Source organism: Paenibacillus sabuli (genome assembly GCF_014705605.1).
Lineage (GTDB): Bacteria > Bacillota > Bacilli > Paenibacillales > Paenibacillaceae > Paenibacillus_D > Paenibacillus_D sabuli.
This window is the reverse complement of sequence record NZ_JACXIZ010000011.1, coordinates 32,237-54,327: the sequence shown is the minus strand read 5'-3', so window position 1 is coordinate 54,327 and position 22,091 is coordinate 32,237. Positions and strand designations below refer to the sequence as shown.

The 22,091-nt window shown below is 60.3% G+C and carries 22 protein-coding genes and 1 other RNA gene; 22 read left to right on the top strand and 1 reads right to left on the bottom strand.

Annotated features, from left to right (window positions below; translation table 11 throughout):
* Window positions 1-6: 6 nt before the first annotated feature.
* The 17 genes from IDH44_RS04545 to rnpB all read left to right on the top strand — a co-directional run bounded on the left by IDH44_RS04545 (window position 7) and on the right by rnpB (window position 16,711).
* On the top strand, window positions 7-2,268 hold the full coding sequence (locus tag IDH44_RS04545) for an HD family phosphohydrolase (RefSeq protein WP_190915141.1): 2,262 nt from the start codon (window positions 7-9) through the stop codon (window positions 2,266-2,268).
* Entirely contained in the window at window positions 2,265-2,762 is a 498-nt protein-coding gene (gene ybeY, locus IDH44_RS04540) for an rRNA maturation RNase YbeY (protein ID WP_190915139.1), read from the top strand. Before IDH44_RS04545 ends, ybeY begins: the two co-directional genes overlap by 4 nt.
* Window positions 2,762-3,139 carry a diacylglycerol kinase family protein gene (locus IDH44_RS04535; protein WP_190915137.1) on the top strand — a complete coding sequence of 126 codons (378 nt, stop codon included), beginning with the start codon at window positions 2,762-2,764 and terminating at the stop codon, window positions 3,137-3,139. The genes ybeY and IDH44_RS04535 overlap by 1 nt, the downstream gene beginning before the upstream one ends.
* Before the next feature lie 27 nt (window positions 3,140-3,166).
* A complete protein-coding gene (locus IDH44_RS04530) occupies window positions 3,167-3,607 on the top strand; it encodes a cytidine deaminase (protein WP_190915135.1) in 441 nt (146 codons plus the stop codon).
* 19 nt (window positions 3,608-3,626) lie between these two features.
* Window positions 3,627-4,544, top strand: a complete 918-nt coding sequence (gene era, locus IDH44_RS04525) for a GTPase Era (protein ID WP_397326746.1) — start codon at window positions 3,627-3,629, stop codon at window positions 4,542-4,544.
* An 85-nt stretch (window positions 4,545-4,629) separates the two neighbouring features.
* Entirely contained in the window at window positions 4,630-4,773 is a 144-nt protein-coding gene (locus IDH44_RS04520) for a YqzL family protein (RefSeq protein ID WP_190915133.1), read from the top strand.
* 41 nt (window positions 4,774-4,814) lie between these two features.
* Window positions 4,815-5,606, top strand: a complete 792-nt coding sequence (gene recO, locus IDH44_RS04515) for a DNA repair protein RecO (protein ID WP_190915131.1) — start codon at window positions 4,815-4,817, stop codon at window positions 5,604-5,606.
* A 326-nt stretch (window positions 5,607-5,932) separates the two neighbouring features.
* Window positions 5,933-6,820 (top strand): glycine--tRNA ligase subunit alpha, encoded by an 888-nt coding sequence (gene glyQ / locus IDH44_RS04510; protein WP_190915129.1) that lies wholly within the window; start codon window positions 5,933-5,935, stop codon window positions 6,818-6,820.
* A complete protein-coding gene (glyS, locus tag IDH44_RS04505; protein WP_190915127.1) occupies window positions 6,813-8,900 on the top strand; it encodes a glycine--tRNA ligase subunit beta in 2,088 nt (695 codons plus the stop codon). The genes glyQ and glyS overlap by 8 nt, the downstream gene beginning before the upstream one ends.
* 21 nt (window positions 8,901-8,921) lie before the next feature.
* Window positions 8,922-9,743, top strand: coding sequence for a pyruvate, water dikinase regulatory protein (locus IDH44_RS04500; RefSeq protein WP_190915125.1), 822 nt, complete (start codon window positions 8,922-8,924; stop codon window positions 9,741-9,743).
* 171 nt (window positions 9,744-9,914) lie between these two features.
* Window positions 9,915-10,388, top strand: coding sequence for a YaiI/YqxD family protein (locus tag IDH44_RS04495; RefSeq protein WP_190915123.1), 474 nt, complete (start codon window positions 9,915-9,917; stop codon window positions 10,386-10,388).
* A gap of 41 nt (window positions 10,389-10,429) precedes the next feature.
* Window positions 10,430-12,280, top strand: coding sequence for a DNA primase (gene dnaG, locus IDH44_RS04490; protein WP_190915121.1), 1,851 nt, complete (start codon window positions 10,430-10,432; stop codon window positions 12,278-12,280).
* 18 nt (window positions 12,281-12,298) lie between these two features.
* Window positions 12,299-13,429 carry an RNA polymerase sigma factor RpoD gene (gene rpoD / locus IDH44_RS04485; protein ID WP_190915119.1) on the top strand — a complete coding sequence of 377 codons (1,131 nt, stop codon included), beginning with the start codon at window positions 12,299-12,301 and terminating at the stop codon, window positions 13,427-13,429.
* A 132-nt stretch (window positions 13,430-13,561) separates the two neighbouring features.
* Entirely contained in the window at window positions 13,562-14,383 is an 822-nt protein-coding gene (locus tag IDH44_RS04480; protein ID WP_190915117.1) for a hypothetical protein, read from the top strand.
* A gap of 6 nt (window positions 14,384-14,389) precedes the next feature.
* A complete protein-coding gene (locus IDH44_RS04475; protein ID WP_190915115.1) occupies window positions 14,390-15,166 on the top strand; it encodes a tRNA (adenine(22)-N(1))-methyltransferase in 777 nt (258 codons plus the stop codon).
* Complete coding sequence (locus tag IDH44_RS04470) at window positions 15,133-16,248, top strand: Nif3-like dinuclear metal center hexameric protein (protein WP_190915113.1); 1,116 nt, start codon at window positions 15,133-15,135, stop codon at window positions 16,246-16,248. The genes IDH44_RS04475 and IDH44_RS04470 overlap by 34 nt, the downstream gene beginning before the upstream one ends.
* Before the next feature lie 56 nt (window positions 16,249-16,304).
* An RNA gene (gene rnpB, locus IDH44_RS04465) (RNase P RNA component class A) lies at window positions 16,305-16,711 on the top strand.
* Between the two features lie 49 nt (window positions 16,712-16,760).
* Here rnpB and IDH44_RS04460 read toward each other — a convergent pair.
* Window positions 16,761-18,650, bottom strand: coding sequence for a S8 family peptidase (locus IDH44_RS04460; protein ID WP_190915111.1), 1,890 nt, complete (start codon window positions 18,648-18,650; stop codon window positions 16,761-16,763).
* Window positions 18,651-18,829: 179 nt separating this feature from the next.
* On the opposite strand from IDH44_RS04460, the gene IDH44_RS04455 reads away from it, so the two are divergent.
* The 5 genes from IDH44_RS04455 to IDH44_RS04435 all read left to right on the top strand — a co-directional run bounded on the left by IDH44_RS04455 (window position 18,830) and on the right by IDH44_RS04435 (window position 22,075).
* Window positions 18,830-19,330, top strand: a complete 501-nt coding sequence (locus IDH44_RS04455; protein WP_190915555.1) for a YpuI family protein — start codon at window positions 18,830-18,832, stop codon at window positions 19,328-19,330.
* Window positions 19,331-19,382: 52 nt separating this feature from the next.
* Entirely contained in the window at window positions 19,383-19,604 is a 222-nt protein-coding gene (locus IDH44_RS04450) for a DUF1540 domain-containing protein (RefSeq protein ID WP_190915109.1), read from the top strand.
* Window positions 19,594-19,941 carry a DUF4190 domain-containing protein gene (locus tag IDH44_RS04445; protein WP_190915107.1) on the top strand — a complete coding sequence of 116 codons (348 nt, stop codon included), beginning with the start codon at window positions 19,594-19,596 and terminating at the stop codon, window positions 19,939-19,941. The genes IDH44_RS04450 and IDH44_RS04445 overlap by 11 nt, the downstream gene beginning before the upstream one ends.
* 110 nt (window positions 19,942-20,051) lie before the next feature.
* Entirely contained in the window at window positions 20,052-20,777 is a 726-nt protein-coding gene (locus tag IDH44_RS04440; protein ID WP_190915105.1) for a lytic transglycosylase domain-containing protein, read from the top strand.
* A gap of 131 nt (window positions 20,778-20,908) precedes the next feature.
* Window positions 20,909-22,075 carry a cysteine desulfurase family protein gene (locus IDH44_RS04435; protein WP_190915553.1) on the top strand — a complete coding sequence of 389 codons (1,167 nt, stop codon included), beginning with the start codon at window positions 20,909-20,911 and terminating at the stop codon, window positions 22,073-22,075.
* Window positions 22,076-22,091: the final 16 nt, after the last annotated feature.

Here is a 22,091-nt window from a genome sequence, read left to right as displayed (position 1 = left end):
CTTGGCATGACGCAACGCCAGGAAAAAAAGCAGACGGGCCCCCGGCCTTTCAAGCTGACGAACTGGAAGCAAAGCAAGGGCGTGCGACTGGCGCTGCTGCTGCTGTTCGTGCTGCTTTTTTACTTCTCCATGGCCCCTCACCTCGTACCCAAGACATATAATGTCGAGCTCGGCGGCACGGCCGACCGCGATATTCGCGCGCCCAAGGAGTGGGCGGACGAGAAGGCGACGATCCAGGCGCAGGAGGAAGCGTCCGAACGCGTCGAGACGGTATACAACATTGTGGCGCTGCGCAACGAGAATCTGATCGATCAGATCTTCGCCAGAATGGACCAGATCAATCAGGACGCACAGGTCACGCAGCAGAATAAGGTCGATATCTATCGGACCGAAATTCCGCGCCGCTACACCCAATTCGTAGACGACTTCGTGCGCGCCAACCGCGTACAGGACACCTATAACAAAGGGCTGCTCGAGGAAATGGCGGAGACGGTCAAGGAGCAGCAGTATACCATCCCTGAGGAGACCTTCTATAAGCTGCCGCGCATGGACTCGGATCAGCTCGAGGATATGCGGGTCGTGGCCCGCGAAATCGTGCGCGAGCTGATGAACGATCAATTGCGCGAAGCCGAGACGGCGCGCACCAAGGTCGCGGAGCTGGTCAATGCCAGCTCGCTGCCTGACCGCACGCAACGGGAAATTGTGCAGGAGCTGGCGCGCTACGCGATCATGCCCAACAAATTCGCCGACACCCAGGCGACCGAGGAAGCGCGCAGGCTGGCGAAGGAAAACACGCCCAAGGTCGTCATCGGCGAGGGCGACATCGTCGTCCGCGAGGGCGAGCGGATCACGCAAGACGCCTACGACAAGCTGCAGGCGCTGGGGCTGCTCGACAGCAAAAAATCGTACTGGCCGCAGCTGGGCGTGCTGCTGCTCTCGGGCCTGTTCATGCTCGTGGTATACCAGTTCATGCTGTATTCCGCCGGCGTCTCCAATCATCCGAAGCGGACACAGTACACCAATGCGCAGCTGCTGATGCTGCTGCTGATTTTTGTGCTGAACGTCGGTCTGATGCAAATTATCGGCCTGATCCAGACGCAAACGGATGCCTATATCGGTCTGTTGGCGCCGGCTGCGATGGGGACGATTTTGATCACGCTGCTGCTGGACGTTCATTTGGCAATGATCAGTTCGATTTTATTCGCTATGCTCGGCAGCATTCTGTTCAATACGCATCAAGGCGAAATTTTCGATTTCCACTTCGGATTCGTCATCATTGTCGTGTCCTTCGCCGCGATCTTCTCCATCCATCGGGCCAGTCAGCGCTCGACGATTCTGAAGGCGGGGATCATGATCAGCCTGTTCGGCTCGGCGGCTGCGCTGGCGGTGCTGATGATCGGCCAGCCGTTCGATCGCACGGAGCTGCTGTATTCGATCGGCTTTGCCTTCGCCAGCGGCCTGCTGACGGCGGTGCTGGTCATCGGGTTGATGCCGTTCTTCGAGGTCACATTCGGTATCCTGTCGGCGCTCAAGCTGGTCGAGCTGTCCAATCCGAATCACCCGCTGCTGCGCAAGCTGCTCACCGAGACGCCGGGCACCTATCACCATAGCGTGATGGTCGGCAATCTGTCGGAGGCGGCGGCGGAAGCGATCGGCGCAGACGGGCTGCTATGCCGCGTCGGCTCCTACTATCATGACATCGGCAAGACGAAGCGGCCCAGCTATTTTATCGAGAATCAGAGCAACATCGAGAATCCGCACGATTCCATCGAGCCAGAGCTCAGCAAGTCGATCATCATCGCGCATGCGCGCGACGGTGTGGAGATGCTCAAGTCCCACAATATTCCGAAGCCGCTGCGCGATATCGCGGAGCAGCATCACGGCACGACATTTCTCAAATATTTTTATCACAAGGCGCTTAAGCTGGCCGAGGCGGACGGCGTAGAGCCCGACTTCACGGAGGACGACTTCCGCTACCCGGGACCGAAGGCGCAGTCCAAGGAAGCGGCGATCGTCGGCATCGCAGACTGTATCGAAGCGGCCGTGCGCAGCCTGCGCAATCCGACGGTGGAGCAGGTCGAGTCGATGATTCACAAAATTATCAAAGGCCGGCTGGAAGACAATCAATTCAACGAATGCGATCTGACGATGAAGGAACTGGACAAAATTGCGGAGACGCTAAAGGAAAGCGTCATCGGCATCTTCCATTCCCGCATCGAATACCCGGAAGACGTCAAGCCCAGCGCGACAAAGGAGCGTCCTGCATGAGTATAAAACTGGAATGGAGCAATGAACAAACGATCGAGCCGATCGACGAAGCAATCATCGGGCGCCTTCGGGAGCTGCTGCAGCTGGCGGCTGCTGCGGAGCAGGTGAACGAGGGCGAGGTCGCGCTCACCCTGGTGGACGATGAGTCGATCCATCAGTTGAACCGCGACTACCGCGGCATCGACCGTCCCACGGACGTACTGTCGTTCGCGATGCAGGAGCATGGGGCGGACGAGCTGGAGATCGTCTACGAAGCGGACGAGCTCGCAGAAGGGCTGCCGTTGCCGGACATGCTGGGCGACATCATCATCTCCGTGGAGCGTACCCGCGCCCAAAGCGAGGAATACGGCCACTCCTTCGAGCGCGAGCTTGGGTTTTTGTTCGTGCACGGTTTTTTGCATCTGCTCGGATACGACCATCAGGACACGCAGAGCGAAGCGATAATGACCGCCAAGCAGGAGCAGGTGCTGCAGCAAGCGGGTCTGCATCGGTAATGCGCCGCTTCCTGAGCAGCGCCAAATATGCCGTGTCGGGCCTCGCTTATGCGGTGCGCACGCAGCGTCATATGCGCTTTCATCTGGGGGCCGCCGCCGCGGTACTAACAACCGCGGCTGTGCTGGGCGTATCCCGGCAGAGCTGGGCGCTGCTGATCGGGGCCTGCTGCATCGTCATCGCTGCGGAGCTGACCAATACTGCGATCGAGCGGCTCGTTGACCTCGCATCGCCGGAGCTGCATCCGCTGGCCAAGGCGGCCAAGGATACGGCCGCAGCGGCGGTGTTGATCATGGCGCTGGGCGCGGCGGTCATCGGGCTGCTGGTGCTCGGGCCGCCGCTGGCAGAGCGGCTCGGCTGGCTGGAGTTCAACAATTGACCGCAACGGCAAAGGAGCGATGTCGACATGCAAGATCCGTATGAATTGCAGCCCGAAGCGCTTGAGCGTCTCCAGCAGGCGGCGCGCGAGGCTCGGGCGCGGGCTTACGCCCCGTATTCCGGCTTTGCCGTAGGCGCAGCCCTGCTGGATGAGGATGGGATCATTCATGCGGGCTGCAACGTAGAGAACGCGGCTTACGGTCCGACCAACTGCTCGGAGCGCACCGCGCTGTTTCGGGCGATTGCCGACGGCAGGCGGCCTGGCAGCTTCCGCGCGCTGGCCGTCGTGGCCAATACGGAGGGTCCGATTTCCCCTTGCGGGGTGTGCCGTCAAGTCATCATGGAGCTGTGCGGACCGGATATGCCGGTCTGGATGGGCAACCTGCAGGGACAGTGGCGCGCACAGACGGGCGCTCAGCTGCTGCCGGGCGCGTTTGCCTTGAAAGAACCGCCGGACAAGGCACAATAAAGAAAGGAGCTGGACCATCATCACGAACCATCCAAGCGGCAAGCAAGCGAGCTACCATTCCGGCTTCGTCGCGATCGTCGGTCGGCCGAACGTAGGCAAATCCACGCTCGTGAATCGCATCATCGGACAAAAAATCGCGATCATGTCCGACAAGCCGCAGACGACGCGCAACAAAATCCACGGCGTCTATACGACGGAGCGCGCGCAAATTGTGTTCCTGGACACGCCGGGCATCCACAAGCCGAGCTCCAAGCTCGGGGAACATATGATACGCTCGGCGGAAAGCGCGCTCAGCGAGGTCGACGCGATCCTCCTGCTCGTCGACGTCTCGGAGGGACTGGGCGGCGGAGACCGCTACATTATCAATATGCTTAAGCAGTCGGAGGCGCCGGTCGTGCTCGTCCTGAACAAAATCGACAAGGTGCATCCGGAGGAGCTGCTGCCGATCATTGCGCAATACAAGGGGCTCCACGATTTTGATCAAATCATTCCGGTCTCGGCGCTCGAGGGCAACAACGTGCAAACGCTGCTTGACGAACTGACCGCGTATTTACCGGAGGGCCCGCAATATTATCCGGATGATCAGATCACCGATCATCCCGAGCAATTTGTCTGCGCCGAGCTGATCCGGGAGAAAATTCTCCATCTGACGCGCGAGGAAATCCCGCATTCGATTGCGGTCGAAATCGAAAGCATGAGCAAGGGGGCCAACGACGTCGTGCAGATCGGCGCCGTCATCTATGTCGAGCGCGACTCGCAGAAGGGCATCGTCATCGGCAAACGCGGCGCGCTGCTCAAAGAAGTGGGGCGAATGGCGCGCACCGATATCGAGCATCTGCTCGGCTCGCGCATTTTCCTCGAGCTTTGGGTAAAAGTGAAGAAGGATTGGCGCAATCATGACCGCGTCCTGAAGGATCTGGGCTTCCGCGACGAGTAGCGCGGCGGGCTGGATAACCCGCATCCGATTATCGCATCCTAACGACTGGGGCATATGAATCCACAGGGGAAGGACGAGTGTTCGAATGCGGAATTTTTCATGGACCTATTTTACGCTCAGTGGCGATGTGGAATCGTTTTTGCTGTACAAAGAGGTCGGCGAGACCGAGCCGGGCGACGCGCAGCCGGGCGAAGCGGACGAGGAGGACGCTGCCGCCGAGCGGGAGTAAGGAGTCCGCGGCGGGCGCTGCAGAAAGGGCGGAGAATGAACATGCAGTACCGCGTAGAAGGCATCGTGATCCGCAGCGTCGACTATGGCGAAGCCAACAAGATCGTGACGCTGCTCACCAACACGCACGGCAAAATCGGCGTCGTGATTCGCGGCGCCAAAAAGCCGCGCAGCCGGCACGGCTCGCTGGGCCAGCTCTTCACGCATGGCGATTATTCGTTCTACCGCAAAGGCGAGGGCCTCGGGACGCTGAATCATGGCGAGGTGCTGGAGGCGAATCAAAGGCTGCGCGAACAGCTCGATATGACAGCGTACGCCTCGTATGCCGTGGAGCTGGCCGATCGCGCAACGCAGGACAATGAGGCGAGCGGGGCGATGTTCAACCAACTGAACGCCTGCCTGCAAGCCATCCAGGCGGGCAAGGACCCTCAGGTGACGGCGCATCTGTTCGAGATGAAGGTGCTGGAGCTGGCGGGTTACGCGCCCGAACTGGAGCAGTGCCTCTCATGCGGCGGCGGAGAAGGACCGTTCGTGCTGAGCTGGCGCTCGGGCGGTGTGCTATGCCGCCGCTGCCGCCAAGGCGACCCGGAGCATCTGGCCGTACCCGAGAGCGTGCTCAAGCTGCTGCGCCTGTTTCGCGGCATGGACATGCGCAGGCTCGGCAATGTCCAGGTCTCGCCAGATACGAAGCGGGCGCTGCGCGAGGCGATGCGGCGGCTGACCGACGCGCATTTGGGCCTGCAGCTCAAATCGCGCGCCTTTCTGGAGCAGCTGGACCGCTATGGGCTGGCGAATTTGGCGGACGGATCAGGGGTTGACAATTCGCGCCATTAGGACTAAGATAATGTATTATTGCATTCGTTGCGATGAAGAAAAGAGTAGGTATAGGGAACCTTGCGTAATTAGCGAGCCGGGAATGGTGCGAGCCCGGGCGGGCCTATAGCGAACGGCCTTTTCGGAGCAGGCATGCGAACAAGGCGAGACGCCTTTCATGAAAAGCGGGCCGTGAGGCCGCTGCCTGCATTGCGAAACGGGCGGCGAACGATGGCCAAGTAGGGTGGAACCGCGGGAATCTCTCCCGTCCCTATGTCTTGTGCGCACAAGACATAGGGACGGGAGTTTTTGGCTTGTGGATTCGTGAGAAGGGGTGCTAACGAGCAATGAATGTGCAAAGTATGATTTTGACGCTGCAGCAGTATTGGGCGCAGCAAAAATGCATCGTCGTCCAGCCGTATGACACGGAAAAGGGAGCGGGCACGCTCAATCCGATGACGTTTTTGCGGTCGATCGGGCCCGAGCCGTGGAACGTGGCGTACGTCGAGCCGTCGAGAAGGCCGGCAGACGGCCGGTACGGGGAAAACCCGAACCGGCTCTATCAGCATCATCAATTCCAAGTCATCATGAAGCCTTCCCCGGACAATATTCAGGAATTGTATCTGGACAGTCTGCGCGAGCTCGGCATCGATCCGCTCCTGCACGACATTCGGTTCGTCGAGGATAACTGGGAGCATCCCGGTCTCGGCGCCTGGGGCCTGGGCTGGGAGGTCTGGCTTGACGGCATGGAGATTACCCAATTCACCTATTTCCAGCAGGTTGGCGGCATCGATGCGTCCCCGGTCTCCGTCGAGATTACGTACGGGCTGGAGCGGCTCGCCTCGTATATTCAGGACAAGGAGAATGTCTTTGAGCTGGAGTGGGTGGACGGCGTGACCTACGGCGATATCTTTTTGCAGCCGGAATACGAGCACTCGAAATATACATTCGAGACGTCCAATACGGAAATGCTGTTCGAGCTGTTCGCGATGTACGAGAAGGAAGCGCAAAAGACGATGGATCAGCATCTCGTCTTTCCGGCGTACGACTATGTGCTGAAATGCTCGCATGCGTTTAACCTGCTGGATGCGCGCGGTGCGATCAGCGTCACGGAACGCACCGGCTACATCATGCGCGTCCGCAATCTGGCGCGCGCATGCGCTGCTGCATACCTGGAAGAACGCAAGCGGCTAGGTTTCCCGCTGCTGAAGGAAGGAGTGTCCGGCAATGGCTAACGATTTGCTGCTTGAGATCGGAATGGAGGAAATTCCGGCCCGGTTCGTGCGCGGCGCGATGAACCAACTGAAGGAGAAGGTAGGAGCTTGGCTGTCCGATTCGCGAATCGGACACGGTGAGCTCGAGGCCTTCGGCACGCCGCGCCGGATTGCCGTCATTGCCCGGCAGGTCGCGGACAAGCAATCCGATATCGACGAGGAGGTGAAAGGACCGTCCCGCAAAATCGCCGTGGACGCCGAGGGCGCTTGGAGCAAGGCGGCGCTGGGCTTTGCCCGCAGTCAAGGCGTGGAGCCCGGCGAGCTGATCTTCAAGGAGCTGCAAGGCGTCGAGTATGTGTACGCGCGGCGCCGTAGTGCGGGGCTGGCCAGCGAGGCGCTGCTGCCGGAGGGCTTGACTTCGCTCATTCGCGGCATGTCCTTTCCCAAAAATATGCGCTGGGGCAGCAACGAGCTCCGCTTCGTACGGCCGATTCGCTGGCTGACCGCGCTGTACGGCGAAACGATCGTGCCGCTGGAAATCGCAGGCGTCACGAGCGGCAATGTGACGCGTGGCCACCGCTTCCTCGGCCAAGAGACGAAAATTGATCGCCCCTCGCACTATGTGGAGCGTCTGCGTCAGCAGCACGTGATCGCCGATGTGGCCGAGCGGGAGGCGCTGATCCAGGAACAGATCCGGGCGCTCGCGCAGGAGAAGGGCTGGCATATCGAGATCAAGGAGGATCTGCTGGAGGAAGTGCTCTTCCTCGTCGAGACGCCCAGCGTGCTGTTCGGCCAGTTCGATCCGTCGTTCCTGCACATTCCGCAGGAGGTGCTGATCACCTCGATGCGCGAGCACCAGCGCTACTTCCCGGTCAAGGACGACAACGGCGCGCTGCTGCCGTATTTCGTAACGGTGCGCAACGGCAATCGCACGGCGCTGGAGACGGTCGCGCGCGGCAACGAAAAGGTGCTCCGGGCGCGTCTGTCGGACGCCAAGTTCTTCTATGCGGAGGATCAAAAGCTGCCGATCGCGGATGCGCTGGTCAAGCTGGAGTCGATCGTGTACCACGAGGAGCTCGGGTCGACGGCAGACAAAGTGCGGCGCGTCGTGGCGATCGCGGACCGTCTGGCGGAACTGAGCGGAGCGGATCAGACACAGGCGAGCGACATCCACCGGGCTGCGGCCATCTGCAAATTCGACCTGGTCACCCAAATGGTCTACGAATTTCCCGAGCTGCAGGGTATCATGGGCGAGGATTACGCGCGCAAGGCCGGCGAACGGGAAGCGGTCGCGCGCGCGGTGTTCGAGCATTACCAGCCGCGCTTCTCCGGCGATTCGGCGCCGGCTTCGGTCGTCGGCGCCATCGTGGGCATCGCGGACAAGCTGGATACGATTGCCGGATGCTTTGCCATCGGCATTGTACCGACCGGCTCGCAGGACCCTTACGGCTTGCGGCGCCAGGCGGCGGGGATCGTGCAGACGATCATCACGCACGGCTTTGCTTTCCGGCTGGATGCGTTGTTCGAGCTGGCGCTGGATGTTCATGCCGGGCGCGGCTTGAAGCGCGAGCGGACGGACATTGCCAAGGAACTGCACGACTTCTTCGGGCTTCGCGTCAAGACGATGCTGGCCGATCACGGCATTCGATACGACGTCGTGGACGCGGTGATGAGCGTAGGCTTCGACAATCTGCGCATGACGGTAGAGCGCGCGTCGGCCGTGTTTGCCCAAGCGAGCGGCGAGGAACGGGAGCAGTTCAAGCTGGTCGTCGATGCGTTCAACCGCGTGGCTAATCTGGCCGCCAAGGACGAGGGCGCGGCTGTCGACCCGGCGCTGTTCGTGGAGCAGGAGGAGCGGCATCTTTATACGCGCTGGCAGAGCACAAGCGAGCAGGTGAACGCCGCGCTGGACGAAGGCGACGCGGCCGAGGCGCTGCTCCGTTTGGCTTCGCTGCGCTCGGCGGTGACGGCGTATTTTGATCGGGTCATGGTCATGGCGGAGGATGCGGCCGTGCGAGCCAATCGGCTGGCGCTGCTGGCTGCCGTGGCTTCGGATATCGCCAAGCTTGCGGACTTTTCCAAGCTGGTATGGCAAGCCTAGACCGCAGAGGGGGCATGTTCCGTGCATGACAAAAACGGCAGCTTGAAAAGCGTCATCATTTATGTCGCGTCCGATTCCGCCGGCGATACCGCGGAGCTGGTCGTACGAGCCGCGATCGCCCAATTCCATCCGGTCAATCACGAAATCAGGCGCGTGCCGTTCATCCAGGACGAAGGCACGATCGACGAGCTGATGACTAGAGCGGGGCGACAGGATGCGATCGTCTTGTATACGCTCGTGCGTCCGCATCTGCGACGGCATATATCCGAGCTCGGCGAGCGTCGTGAGGTCGTGGCTATCGATCTGCTCGGCTCGCTGATCGGCAGCCTCGAACAGAAGACCGGCAAGGCCTCGCGCCAGGAGCCGGGGTTGAACCATGTGCTCGACGAAGATTATTTTCGCAAGGTGGAGGCCGTGGAGTTCGCCGTCCGTTACGACGACGCCAAGGATCCGAGCGGGGTGTCCAAGGCGGACATCGTGCTCGTCGGCGTCTCGCGGACGTCGAAAACGCCGTTGTCGATGTACCTGGCCCACCGCAAGTTCAAGGTGGCCAACGTCCCCCTTGTCCCGGAGCTCAAGCCGCCGGAGGAACTGTTCGCCATTCCCAAAAAGAAAATCGTCGGCCTTACCATCGGCACGAGCTATCTCAATCAGATCCGCAAGGAACGTCTGAAGGCGCTCGGACTGCCGGACAGCGCCTCTTATGCGACGACAGAACGCATTGAGATGGAGCTTGAATATGCGGCCGGAATTATGAATCGGCTCGGCTGCGTCGTCATTGACGTGTCGCGGCGCGCGGTTGAGGAGACGGCGAGCTTGATTATGGAACAAGTGCGGAGCTGAATGTCAAGAAAAATCGCACCTCACATTTCGACATTTCATCGGCGCGAATTGAAAAGCCGTCAGCGGCAGGAAATTGGCGCCTTGCATCGTATTCGTAATAAGAGATGACAGGCAGCATTTGTCATCCTGCATCCGGCGCTCATAGACGACGAGATTACAGGGGGGAGTGCCATGGAGCAGGAGCCAGGGCCGACGATAATCGTGGATGCCGACGCTTGCCCCGTCAAACGCGAAATTATCGATACGGCCAGACAATATGATTGTTCCGTGCTGCTTGTCGCGTCCTACGACCACCGCATGGAGGCGGAGCCGGCTGTAGCGGTCGTGCAGGTCGACCGCCGCAGCCAGTCGGTGGACCTTTACATTTTCAACCGCGTTCGGACAGGCGATATCGTCGTGACGCAGGATTTTGGCCTTGCTTCGGTCGTGCTCGCCAAGGGCGCGATTGTCCTGTCGAATCGGGGCCAGCGCTACGAGCAGTCGTCGATTGATTTTTTGATGGAACGGCGTCACGAGCAGGCGCGTCTGCGGCGTCAGGGCAAGCGCTCGAAGGGGCCTCGCGCGATGACGGCCGAGGACCGGCGCCGTTTCCAGCAAAAGCTGACAAAAGTTTTGCAAAATTTGCAGGAGTTCGGTGAACCGTAGCGAATAGTTATTACGTGTTACTAGGATGAAGGTGATAGACGGTGGCACCAGGACGTATTCCCGAGGACGTAATCAAGGAAGTGCTGCGTCGTTACGATATCGTGGATACCGTAGGCAAATACGTTCACCTGACCAAGCAGGGCAAGTATATGAAGGGCTTGTGCCCCTTCCATTCCGAAAAAACGCCCTCCTTCACCGTGACGCCGGAAAAACAGATTTTTCACTGCTACGGCTGCGGAGAAGGCGGAGACGTAATCAAGTTCATTGCGCGTATGGAGGAGTACAGCTTTCCCGAAGCCGTCACGGCCCTGGCTGAGGAAGCGGGAATGTCCGTCACGTGGGCGCGCTCGCAATCCACGATTCCGCCGGAGAAGCAGCGGGAGCGGGAGCTGATGCTCGAGGCGCATGAGCTGACGGCCAAGCTGTACAACTACCTGCTTTTGAATACCGAATTCGGACGCGCGGCCAAGCAGTATCTGGCGTCGCGCGGCATCACGGACAAGCTGATCGAGCAGTTTCGCATCGGCTTCGCACCGGACCGCTGGGATACGCTGGTCACGTTCCTGACAAGGCGGGAGTGCGATATGGCGCTGATGGAGAAGGGAGGGCTCGTATCGGCTAAAAACGACGGCAGCGGCTACGTCGACCGCTTTCGCGACCGGATCATGTTCCCGCTATGGGACAGAGACGGCAAGGTCGTAGCCTTCGCGGGGCGGGTGCTCGGCGAGGGCCAGCCGAAGTATCTCAATTCTCCGGAAACGCCGCTATTCAACAAGAGCGGGAGTCTCTATCACTTCCACGCAGCCAAATCGAACATGCGCAAAAGCGGACAAGCAGTGCTGTGCGAAGGATACATGGACGTGATTCAAGCGTGGAGCGCCGGCGTGGAAGAAGCGGTGGCGACAATGGGGACGGCTCTGACCGAGCAGCACGCGGCGATCCTCAGGCGGAATGCGTCGGAGGTGCTCATCTGCTACGATGGCGATCGCGCGGGGCAAGCAGCGGCTCTGAAGGCGATGCCGATTCTGGAAAAGGCGCGTCTTGGGACGCGGGTGGCGGTGCTCCCGAAGGGGCAGGACCCGGACGATTTCATTCGGCAGAACGGTCCCGAGCGATTCCGTCAAGAAATAATCGGGCACCCGGTATCGGCCGTCAAATTTAAGCTTATATATTCGCGAAACAGCCATACAATGGTAGAAGAAGAAGGACGCATGCGATACGTGAAGGATGCGGTCCGGCTCATTGCCGAGCTTGACTCGCCAATCGAGCGTGAATTTTATTTGAAAGAACTGTCCGCCGAATTCGGCATGTCGCTGGAGACGCTCAAGCAGGATTGTCACCGTATGCACATGCAGATGCAAAAATCAAGCGAGACAGGGGATAATAACAATAATTCGTGGAATAATGGTAGGAATGAAAAGCGCCGCAGCGGCGGGCCCCCGCCCGTAATCCCTGCTTATCGGAAGGCCGAGCGCCACTTGCTGCATGAAATGATGCAGAGCGAGGAGGCCGCGAGCATTGTGATGCAACAGCTCGGCGACGCTTTTGTGGCGGAGGATCATGCAGCGCTCGCTGCTTATTTATACGCTTATTATGCCGAAGGCAACGAGCCGGACGCCAGCCGCTTCATCGCATCGCTGCAAGACGATCGTCTGGAGCGCACCGCGGCGTCAATTCTCATGATGGACGATCTTTCTCCGCTCGACGAGCGCCTGGTCTCCAGCTATGTTCGCGTCATTCGCCGCGAACGGGAGCTGCGCACACTCGGTGAGCGCAAGGAGGAATTCATACGTGCGGAACGTGCCGGCGATCATATGCTGGCCGCACAAATTTTTATCGAGATCAACGCCCTAGAGAGACAGCTGAAGGCTGAACCGGATGAACGTTTCTAGGGAGGAGGGAGTCGGACGATGGCCAATGATCAACATACTGAACTAGAAACCGAGCAAAAGCTGGAGCTGGTCAAAGAGCAGCTGATCGAGCAGGGCAAAAAGAGAGCTTCCTTGTCATATAAAGAGATCGTCGAGAAGCTGGCTCCTTTTGAACAGGATCCGGAGCAAATGGATGAATTTTTCGAGCTCCTTGACGACAACGGCATCGAGGTCGTCAACGAACGCGAAGAGGATATGCCGCTGGGCGGACCGAGCGAGGAGCATGAAGCGGGAGACGACGACTTCAACTTCGACGACGATCTGGCTCTGCCGCCGGGCATCAAGATCAACGATCCGGTGCGGATGTACCTGAAGGAGATCGGACGCGTGCCGTTATTGTCCGCCGACGACGAGGTGGAGCTGGCGAAGCGTATCGAAAAGGGCGACGAAGAGGCGAAGCGCCGCCTGGCCGAGGCCAATCTGCGGCTCGTCGTCAGCATCGCCAAGCGCTATGTCGGCCGCGGCATGCTGTTCCTTGACCTGATTCAGGAAGGCAACATGGGGCTCATCAAAGCGGTCGAGAAATTCGATCACGACAAAGGCTTCAAATTCAGCACCTATGCGACCTGGTGGATCCGTCAGGCGATCACGCGGGCTATCGCGGATCAGGCGCGCACGATTCGTATTCCTGTGCATATGGTCGAAACGATCAATAAGCTGATCCGGGTTTCGCGCCAATTGCTGCAGGAGCTCGGACGCGAGCCTACGCCGGAGGAGATCGCGGCGGAAATGGACCTGAGCACCGACAAGGTGCGCGAAATTATGAAAATCGCGCAGGAGCCGGTGTCGCTGGAAACGCCGATCGGCGAGGAAGACGATTCGCATCTGGGCGATTTCATTGAAGACCAGGAAGCGCTGGCCCCAGCCGACGCGGCTGCGTATGAGCTGCTGAAGGAGCAATTGGAGGATGTCCTGGACACCTTGACCGAGCGCGAGGAAAACGTATTGCGCCTGCGTTTCGGTCTGGACGATGGACGGACGCGCACGTTGGAAGAAGTCGGAAAAGTATTTGGCGTCACCCGCGAACGGATTCGTCAAATTGAAGCCAAAGCGCTGCGCAAGCTTCGCCATCCGAGTCGCAGCAAACGGCTCAAGGACTTTTTGGAATAGCGGCGCGAGCCGCTCGGCGCCAAAGCCCCGCAAATCGGACCTTACTGCACACGGCAGCAGGGTCCTTTTGTTCAATATATCGAACTTATAAGTTCTTGATATAAAAGACGGATGGGGGGAACTCATAGAAATATGGATGCGGAACGCCGCAAGGTCATTGTAAATGAAATCGAGCATTGGCAGCGTAGCAAGCTGCTGCCCGACCAATACTGCGATTTTTTGTTGAACTTGTATGTGGACGATCCGTCCAAGGCCGGCGGCTGGCTAGGCAAAACGACGGACGCGTTGCAGCGATCGAGCGGAAAAGCTTGGCTTTTAGGGTTTGGCGTAACTTCCTTGATTTTGTTAATCTTGCTTTATTTTAATGATCTTCATCCAATATTGCAAATTTTCATCGTCCTGACATCGACGTTATTATTGTTTGTCTACGGGGTGCGGATTCGGTCGCGAAGCGAAGCGACGGGGCTGTCGCTGATCGGGGCATCCATGCTGATTCTGCTGATCGGCGGTCTGCATCTGCTGCGCGCGGCCGGGTACGAGAGCTGGAGTGCGGCGGCCGGGTGGCTGGCCTTTTGCGCGCTTTTGTGGATCGGTCTGGGCTGCATGCTGCGCATTCCGTTGCTTCACTTGTGCGGCTGGCTCGGCGCAATTCTGGTATATGCCGCGATGCTGGCAGCGGGGACGGAGAGTCCGGCCTGGTACGACGTTCAGCTTTTTTGGCTGCCGGCTGCGTTTGTATTTGCCTGGGGCAGCTGGTTTTTTCAGCGCTGGTCCAAGCCGGCGGGGGCAGTGCTGCTGCTGACCAGCATTATGCTGTGGTTCATGCCGGAGGTCTATCATGCCTTGCTGCTGCCGATGCCTGACGAGCTGGCCTTGCAGCTGGTGATCAAATTATCAATCGGGGGCGCGGTCATGTTTTTCCTCCGAAAAAAATGGATTGCGTGGGTTGTGTAAATGGGAATGGAATTATCAAAACGATTGTCTGTCGTTGCGGAACTGCTGCGCGAGCAGCGCGTCGCCGATATCGGCTCGGACCATGCTTTGCTTCCGGTCTATCTCATCCGGGAGAAGCTGGCGACGGCGGTCGTCGCGGGCGAATACAATCCAGGCCCTCTGGCGGCGGCGCGAAGGCAGGTGAAGGCGGCCGGGCTAAGCGGACGCGTGGATGTGCGCGGCGGCGACGGCCTCGAAGTGTTGGTTCCGGGCGAGGTCGAAGCGATCTGCCTGGCCGGCATGGGCGGCGGACTGATCCGGGACATTCTGGAGAAGGGGCGCCGGGAAGGCAAGCTGGAAGGGGTGCGGGAGCTCGTGCTGCAGCCGAATATCGGCGCGGAGCTCGTCCGTGCCTGGCTGGTCCGGCACGACTGGTACCTCGATGCCGAACGGATTTTGGAAGAGGACGGAAAAATATACGAGGTGCTGCGGGCTAGCCGGCCTGCGGAGTCGCGGAGCCTCAACGCGCGCTTGTACGCCGACGGCGCTCTCGTGCTCGGCGGCGGCCGCGCGCTGCCCGGTCGGCAGCTCTATCGGCTCGGGCCGTGGCTGCTGCGTGAAGCCGGCGCGGTGTGGCGTCGCCACTGGGAGAGCGAGCAGGCAAAGCTGGAGCGAGTCGCGGCAGGCCTGGGGAAGGCTTCGGGTCCGGAGGCCAAGGACAAAGCGCGCGAGGTGCAAGTACAAATCGAGACCATCAAGGAGGTGCTGGCTTGTACGAGCAAGGACAAACCGTCATTCAACTAATGGAACAACTGGCGCCCAAGCACTACGCGGTTGAAGGCGATAAAATCGGGCTGCAGCTCGGCACGCTGCAAAAGCAAGTGCAAAAGGTGCTGGTCGCGCTTGATGTGACCGAGGCTGTCGTGGAAGAAGCGATCGATACAGGCGCGGAGCTGATTATTGCCCATCATGCGATCATTTACCGTCCGCTGGCGAGACTCGACACTTCCACGCCTGCCGGTCGCTTGTACGAGAAGCTGATCAAGCATGACATCGCCGTCTATATCGCGCATACGAATCTGGATGTGGCGCCGGGTGGCATCAACGACTGGATGGCGGAGATGCTCGGTTTGGAGCAGACCAAGGTGCTGGACGAATTGCAGCGCGACAAGCTGTACAAGCTCGTCTGCTATGTGCCTGCCGAGCACCAGAGATCGCTTCAGCAAGCGATCTGGCAGGCCGGCGCGGGCGCGCTCGGCGATTACAGCTGCTGCAGTTATGTGTCCGAGGGGATGGGCAGCTTTTTGCCCGGCGCCCAGGCGCGGCCGCATATCGGCGCGCCGGGTCAGCTCGAGCGCGTGGCGGAGGCGCGCATCGAGACGATCGTCCCGCACAGCATCCACCGTCGCGTCGTGCAAGCGATGCGCAAGGCGCATCCGTACGAAGAGCCGGCCTATGATCTGATTGCGCTGCAGCAGGAAGGGCAGGCTTATGGCTTGGGGCGGGTCGGCCGATTGGCCGAAGCGATCACGCTGGGCGAGCTGGCGGAGCGCGCCAAGCAGGCATTCGGCGTGCCGGCACTGCGGCTGACCGGAGATCCGCAGCGGCTCGTGCGCAGGATTGCGGTGCTCGGCGGCTCGGGCGGACGATATGTCCGGCATGCGCTGATGAGCGGAGCCGATGTGCTGGTCACCGGCGATCTCGATTACCATACGGCGCATGACGCGGCGGCGGCGGGACTGGCGCTGCTTGATCCCGGCCACAATATCGAAAAGCTGATGAAGCCGCGCGTGGCCGAATGGCTCAACGCACAGCTGCAAAAGCGGGGCAGCGCAACCGTGGCAGCCGCTTCGCAGATCGACACCGAACCGTTCGTGTTTTGTTGACCGACATGCCTACTTGACTTTACGTCAATTCCTAGTATACTGGACGATACAACCGGGAAGTTTGACAGACAATCGCCGGCAGCGATCGCGCTGCGGGAGGAAAGTCCGGGCTCCACAGGGCAGGATGCTGGATAACGTCCAGTCGGCGCGAGCCGAAGGATAGTGCCACAGAAACGGACCGCCGATGGGCCGCCAAGTGCGGCCACAGGCAAGGGTGGAACCGTGGTGTAAGAGACCACGAGCGGTGCTGGTGACAGTACGGCTGGTAAACCCCATCTGGAGCAAGACCGAGAGGACGCGGCGGCTACGGCCGCAGCTCTGGCACCGGAGCGCGTCCGGGTTGGTCGCTGGAACCGTTCAGCAATGGGCGGTCTAGACAGATGATTGTCGCTTCATCCGTGGGAGGGTCGTTCCCGCTTGGACCACGCGAAGTACAGAACCCGGCTTACGGCAAACTTCCCGCGAACGAACGAAACCGCAGCAAGGCTCGCGCCTTGCTGCGGTTTTTTGTGCTACCCGCCGATCAGTCGTCTCAGCTGCGCCAGCAAGCGCTCGAGGGGCCCGACCCGGTCGGCCCCGGAGGTCGCGAGCGCACCTTGGGCAGAAAAGCCGAGCGCGCCGGCGACGTCGATCTGACCAAAGCCGAAGTAGCTGTCCCGCCCCGGCGCGCCCAGGTCGATCGCGGAAGCGCGCATTAGCTCCATCACCGCTTCATTGTCGAGCTCCGGATTGTGGGAGCGGATCAGCGCCGCCAGCGCCGCGACGTGCGGACTGGCCATCGAGGTGCCCGACAGCGCGGCATATTGGTCGCCCGGATAGGTGCTGGCGATGCTCAGTCCCGGCGCCGCGACGTCGATGTAATCGCCGTAATTCGAGAAGCTGGCACGATTGTCGTGCGGATCGGTCGCGGCGACGGCGAACACTTCGGGATAAGCGGCGGGGTAACCCGGACGCTCGGTATTGTCGTTGCCGCTGGCCGCAATCAGGACGACGTCGTGGTCGTACGCATAGCGAATAGCGTCGTGCAGGAATTGTGCCGAGGCGTAGTTGCCGAGACTCATATTGATGATCTTGGCACCGTGGTCGGTCGCCCAGATGATGCCTTCCGCCACGGAATAGGTCGTCCCCGCGCCCGAGCCGTCCAGCACCTTGACGGGCATGACCCGATTATACCAGGACAAGCCCGCTACGCCCTCGTGATTGTTCACCGTCGCGGCGATAATGCCCGTTACATGAGTGCCGTGGCCGACATCGTCGTCAGGCGGCGCTGATTTGTCAACAATATTGATGCCTGCCACGAGCCGATCCTGCAGATCGGGATGATCGATCTGGACGCCGGTATCGAGCACAGCGACGACCACGTCGTCGCTGCCCTTGCCGACCGCCCACCCTTGCTCCGTCTCAATTTTTGGCAGATTCCATTGATAGTCCGAGTACAGCGTGTCGTTGGGTACGACCGAGGCGCCCGCGCCGGCATCCGCAGCGCTATCGCCTCCACCCGCGGAGTCGTTCGTCATGTACAGGTAGTGGGGCTCGACATAGTGGGGTTGCCACTTGCGGTCGAAATAATCGACGAGCGCTTTCGTATCCATCGCATGCGAACGGAAAACAAAAGTGTAGCCGAGCTTGCGGACACTGTGGGCTCCAATTTCGCGCTGAATCCGTTTCAATTCCGAAGGCTCCGGGTCCTCGCGAAAGCGCACGACTACTTCGTTGTCGTAATAATGGCTGGCGTTGCCGTTGGCCTCGCCGTTGTCGACGGTCATATCGTGCATCGTGCCGGGCGTGATCGACTCGGTCCGGTAACGGCCTTCCTCCGGATAGGGGACGAGCCGCAGGTTGCGGCGCTGATGGCGCTCGACCTCGGTGACGATGTCGGGACGGACCAGCGCGACAAGTCCATCGTCGTGTCCGTCCTTGGAGCCGGAGTCCGGCGCTTCGCGGGCGCCGACGATCATATAGTGACGGCCGTTCAGCTCCATCAGCTCGGAGCGGTACGGCTTGCCTTGCTGCATCGCTAGCTGAGCCTGCTTGTAGTGTGTGCGCCAGAGCGACTGCAACTCCGGCGCCAGTGTGCCGGTCTCGCCGCTATGGCTTGCGACAAAGCGCATATGCGGATGACGCTTCATCATGCGGCGGACCGCATCCTGGTCGCCTTGCCGCATATCCGCGAGCGCTTGCTGCAATGCTTTGTCGCACGAGGCGGCGCAGAGCTTGGCGGTCAGCGCCATATCGGTTTGGACCGCAGCGCTTTTCCAGCGGCTCTCCTCGCGGGCCGTATCACTGCCGGCTGGAGGCGGTTCCGCCTCCTGGGTAGGCGGCGCGGCAGCCGGCCGCATCAGCAGCAGCAGCGCTGCGAGAGCGAGCGGCGCGGCCCACAGCATCCATTTCATTCGTCGCATTTGTACGTGCACCTCCATGATCGTCAGGTTCGCTGGGAAATACGTTTAGCATCAGGCTGACGAATCGAAAATATACGTCTGGCCGGGTCAAACAGCAGTATCACTTCGATGCAATTTGTGGTACCATTGGGGTGATAAACGTAACATGTGTTTGGGGAAATGAAAGGGGACAGCATCTTATGCCATCTGCCAACGTGAAACAGCTGTGTGAAACGACTCGGGAAAAATTAAAGCTCGTGATCGGCCAGCTGGAAGCTTTTTTGAATGAATATTCCATTCCTGCACTTGCCGCAGGCCAAGAAGGCGACAACGCGGAACCTTTTTATAAAGGATTGCTTTCGGATCTTCGCCATTTGCTGGTGTTTTCCGAGGTGTCGTACGAAAAGCTCGGGGTGACGCTGCGCCGACCGAATTTTGACGGCCAATTCGGCGAACGCGCCTTGTACGATGTGTATCACAATTGCGTAAACGGATATTTTTATCCCAAAAATGAAGGCTATTCCGAGGACGGAAGATACGCATATACCGGTCAGGATGCGATCCGGTTTCTCTTCAAACCGGTTCGCCCGGCGCGCGATATCGTGCTTGGTCTGTCCAAGGTATTTGAGGAATTGCGCGACGATCTGTCGTATTACGAAAGCGACTATATGACGCAGCAACGGATGCAGCGCCAGAAATAGGGCGGCATAGCCGACCTCCGTAACGGGAAAATTGTTAACGGAGGTGATCGATATGCCGAAGGGCGTAAAATGCAGCGTGTCCAACTGTTCATTCTGGGAGCATGGCAATCAGTGCGCGGCGGATCAGATTATGATCGACGTGGACAAGCATGCCGACATGGATACGGAATTTGCCGACGAAGGACTCGGTGCGGAGCACCGGGATGCCGCGAATTCTTCCTCCGTAACCTGCTGCCACACGTTCAAGCAAAAGGACGAAAGCTGTGGCTGCTGACAAGCATGGAAGCAGGCCGCCGCGACGATCCGCGGATGAAGTAGAGGCATCGGCCGAGCTGGCCCCGTTTGCGCCCGGGCAATCCGGCAGCGAACGGGTGGCCAAAGGCGAGGCAGACTTGCGCGACGCCGGCCGAGCTCTCGGCTGGACGGCGCTGGGCTTTGCCATCGCCTCTTGGTTCGTCTGGCCTCTGCTGCTGGGGGCGGCGGCTGTCGTGCTCGGGGCGATGGCTTATCGTCAGGGCGGGAGGCGGCTCGGCGTCTGGTCAATTGCGCTTGGACTGATTGCATTCGTCGTCAATCTGGTAGTAGTCCCTCTTTATTACAGCCTGCTCTAGATGCGAGCCGGCGGCATCCCAGTGCCGCCGGCTTGTTTTATGGGACTGGCGGCGGACATGCAAAAGGTGTACAATGAAAGAAATGTAAACGAATCGGAAGGAGGCCCATAATGTCGATGTCGATTGATCCCCGCATGGTCTCGAGCATGCTGAAGCTGGACTGGCGTCCGGCAGAAACTGTCACACAGCGCACCGCCGTCGGGACGAGCGCCGGCGCATCGTTCGATTCGCTGCTGCAGCAGCTGCTGAGCAGCTCGACGGAGCTGCCGATCGCGCGGATTCGTCCGGTGACGGAGCTGTTCTCATCAGGAACCTCGGCGCCGAGCGTCTTTGCGGGGGTCCCTGCTGCTACTGCTTCGACAGCGGCGCCAAGCGACGCGAGCTCCGATTCGACGGCCCTTGCGCCAAGCTGGGGCCGAGACCGGTTCGACGGCTTGATCGACACAGCTGCTCGTACATACGGCGTGGATGCCGCGCTGATCAAAGCGGTCGTCGACGTCGAGTCGGAATTTCGTCTGGATGCGGTATCGTCCGCAGGCGCGCAAGGCTTGATGCAGTTGATGCCCGGGACGGCGCGCGGACTTGGCGTGACGAATCCGTACGATCCGGTGCAGAATATTAATGGGGGTACGCGTTATTTGAGTGAGCTGCTGCGCAAATACGACGGCAATACGTTGACAGCGCTCGCGGCCTACAATGCCGGTCCGGGCAGGGTCGATCGGCTCGGGTTGCACGACGACCAGGCCATACAGGCAGGTCTCTCGCGTCTTCCGGAAGAAACTCGGAATTATTTGGGCAAAGTCATGGACGCTTACCGGCAATACGACGCATCGTGACGAAAATCGGCTTTGCCGATTGGCCGCCCGGAGACGGGCAGGAGGACCCAACCTGCGAGGGAGGCGCACGCCTGCCCCACGCAGGTCCTTTTCTTTTTTCAGCACCGCAAGGAAGGAGGAAAGTGGAAAGAATGTTATATTTCGACCATTGCGCGTCCACGCCGCCTCGCGAGGATGTCGTGCGGACAATGGCTGAGGTCATGACGCGCCATTACGCGAATCCGGGCGCGCTGCACCGCGCCGGCGCCGAGGCGAGCAAGCTCATCGAGCGTGCTCGCGAGGCGGCTGCGTCACAGCTGGGCGGGGAGAGCAGACAGTGGGTCTTCACGTCCGGGGGGACCGAAAGCAATAATCTGGCGCTGCTGGGGGCGGCGCGCGCCGCGCGGCACCGCGGCCGGCATATTGTCACGACGGCGATTGAACATCCGTCTGTGCTGGAGCCGTGCCGACAGTTGGAACGAGAGGGCTACAGGGTGACGTATTTGCCGGTGGATCGGCAAGGGCGGATCAAGGCCGGACAAGTGGCCGAAGCGCTGACCGCCGACACGATCCTGGTCAGCATCATGCATGTCAACAACGAGGTCGGCGCGGTGCAGCCGATCGCCGAAATCGGGGCGCTGCTCAAGGACCGCCCCAAGACGCTGTATCACGTCGACGCGGTGCAAAGCGTCGGCAAGCTGCCGGTCCGGCCGGCGGAATGGGGGGTCGACCTGCTCAGCGTGTCGGCGCACAAGCTGCGCGGCCCGCGCGGAGCGGGATGGCTCTACGTCCGCAATCCGAAGCTGCTGGACGCCCAACTGCGCGGCGGCAAGCAGGAGGCCGGATTGCGTGCCGGCACGCCCAACACCGCTGCGATTGTCGCGGCGGCCAAGGCGCTGCGTCTGGCAGTGGAGCAGCAAGAAGCGCGGCACGTTCAGATGAGTCGCCTTCGCGCCCGGCTGGTGAGCGGCGTCAGCGCTATTCCCGAGCTGCACCTCATCGGCGGCGATACGAGCGAGGTGAGCGAAGGGCGGGCAGCGCCGCATATTCTCGCCTTGTGTTATCCGGGTCTCAAGGCAGAGGTCATCGTCCATATGCTGGAGAAGCACGGCGTCATCGTCTCCACCAAATCGGCTTGCTCCTCGCGCGACGAACGTCCGAGCGCGGTGCTGCTGGCGATGGGGCACTCCCAGGTGGAGGCGCTGGCGGGCATTCGCATCAGCTTTGGAGACGAGCACACGGAAGCGGCTATAGACAGCCTTGTGGAACGATTACGTATGACAGTTGCGAAATTAAAGCCGCTGCGGCGGCTGGTTTAAAGGTAAGGTTAAAGGA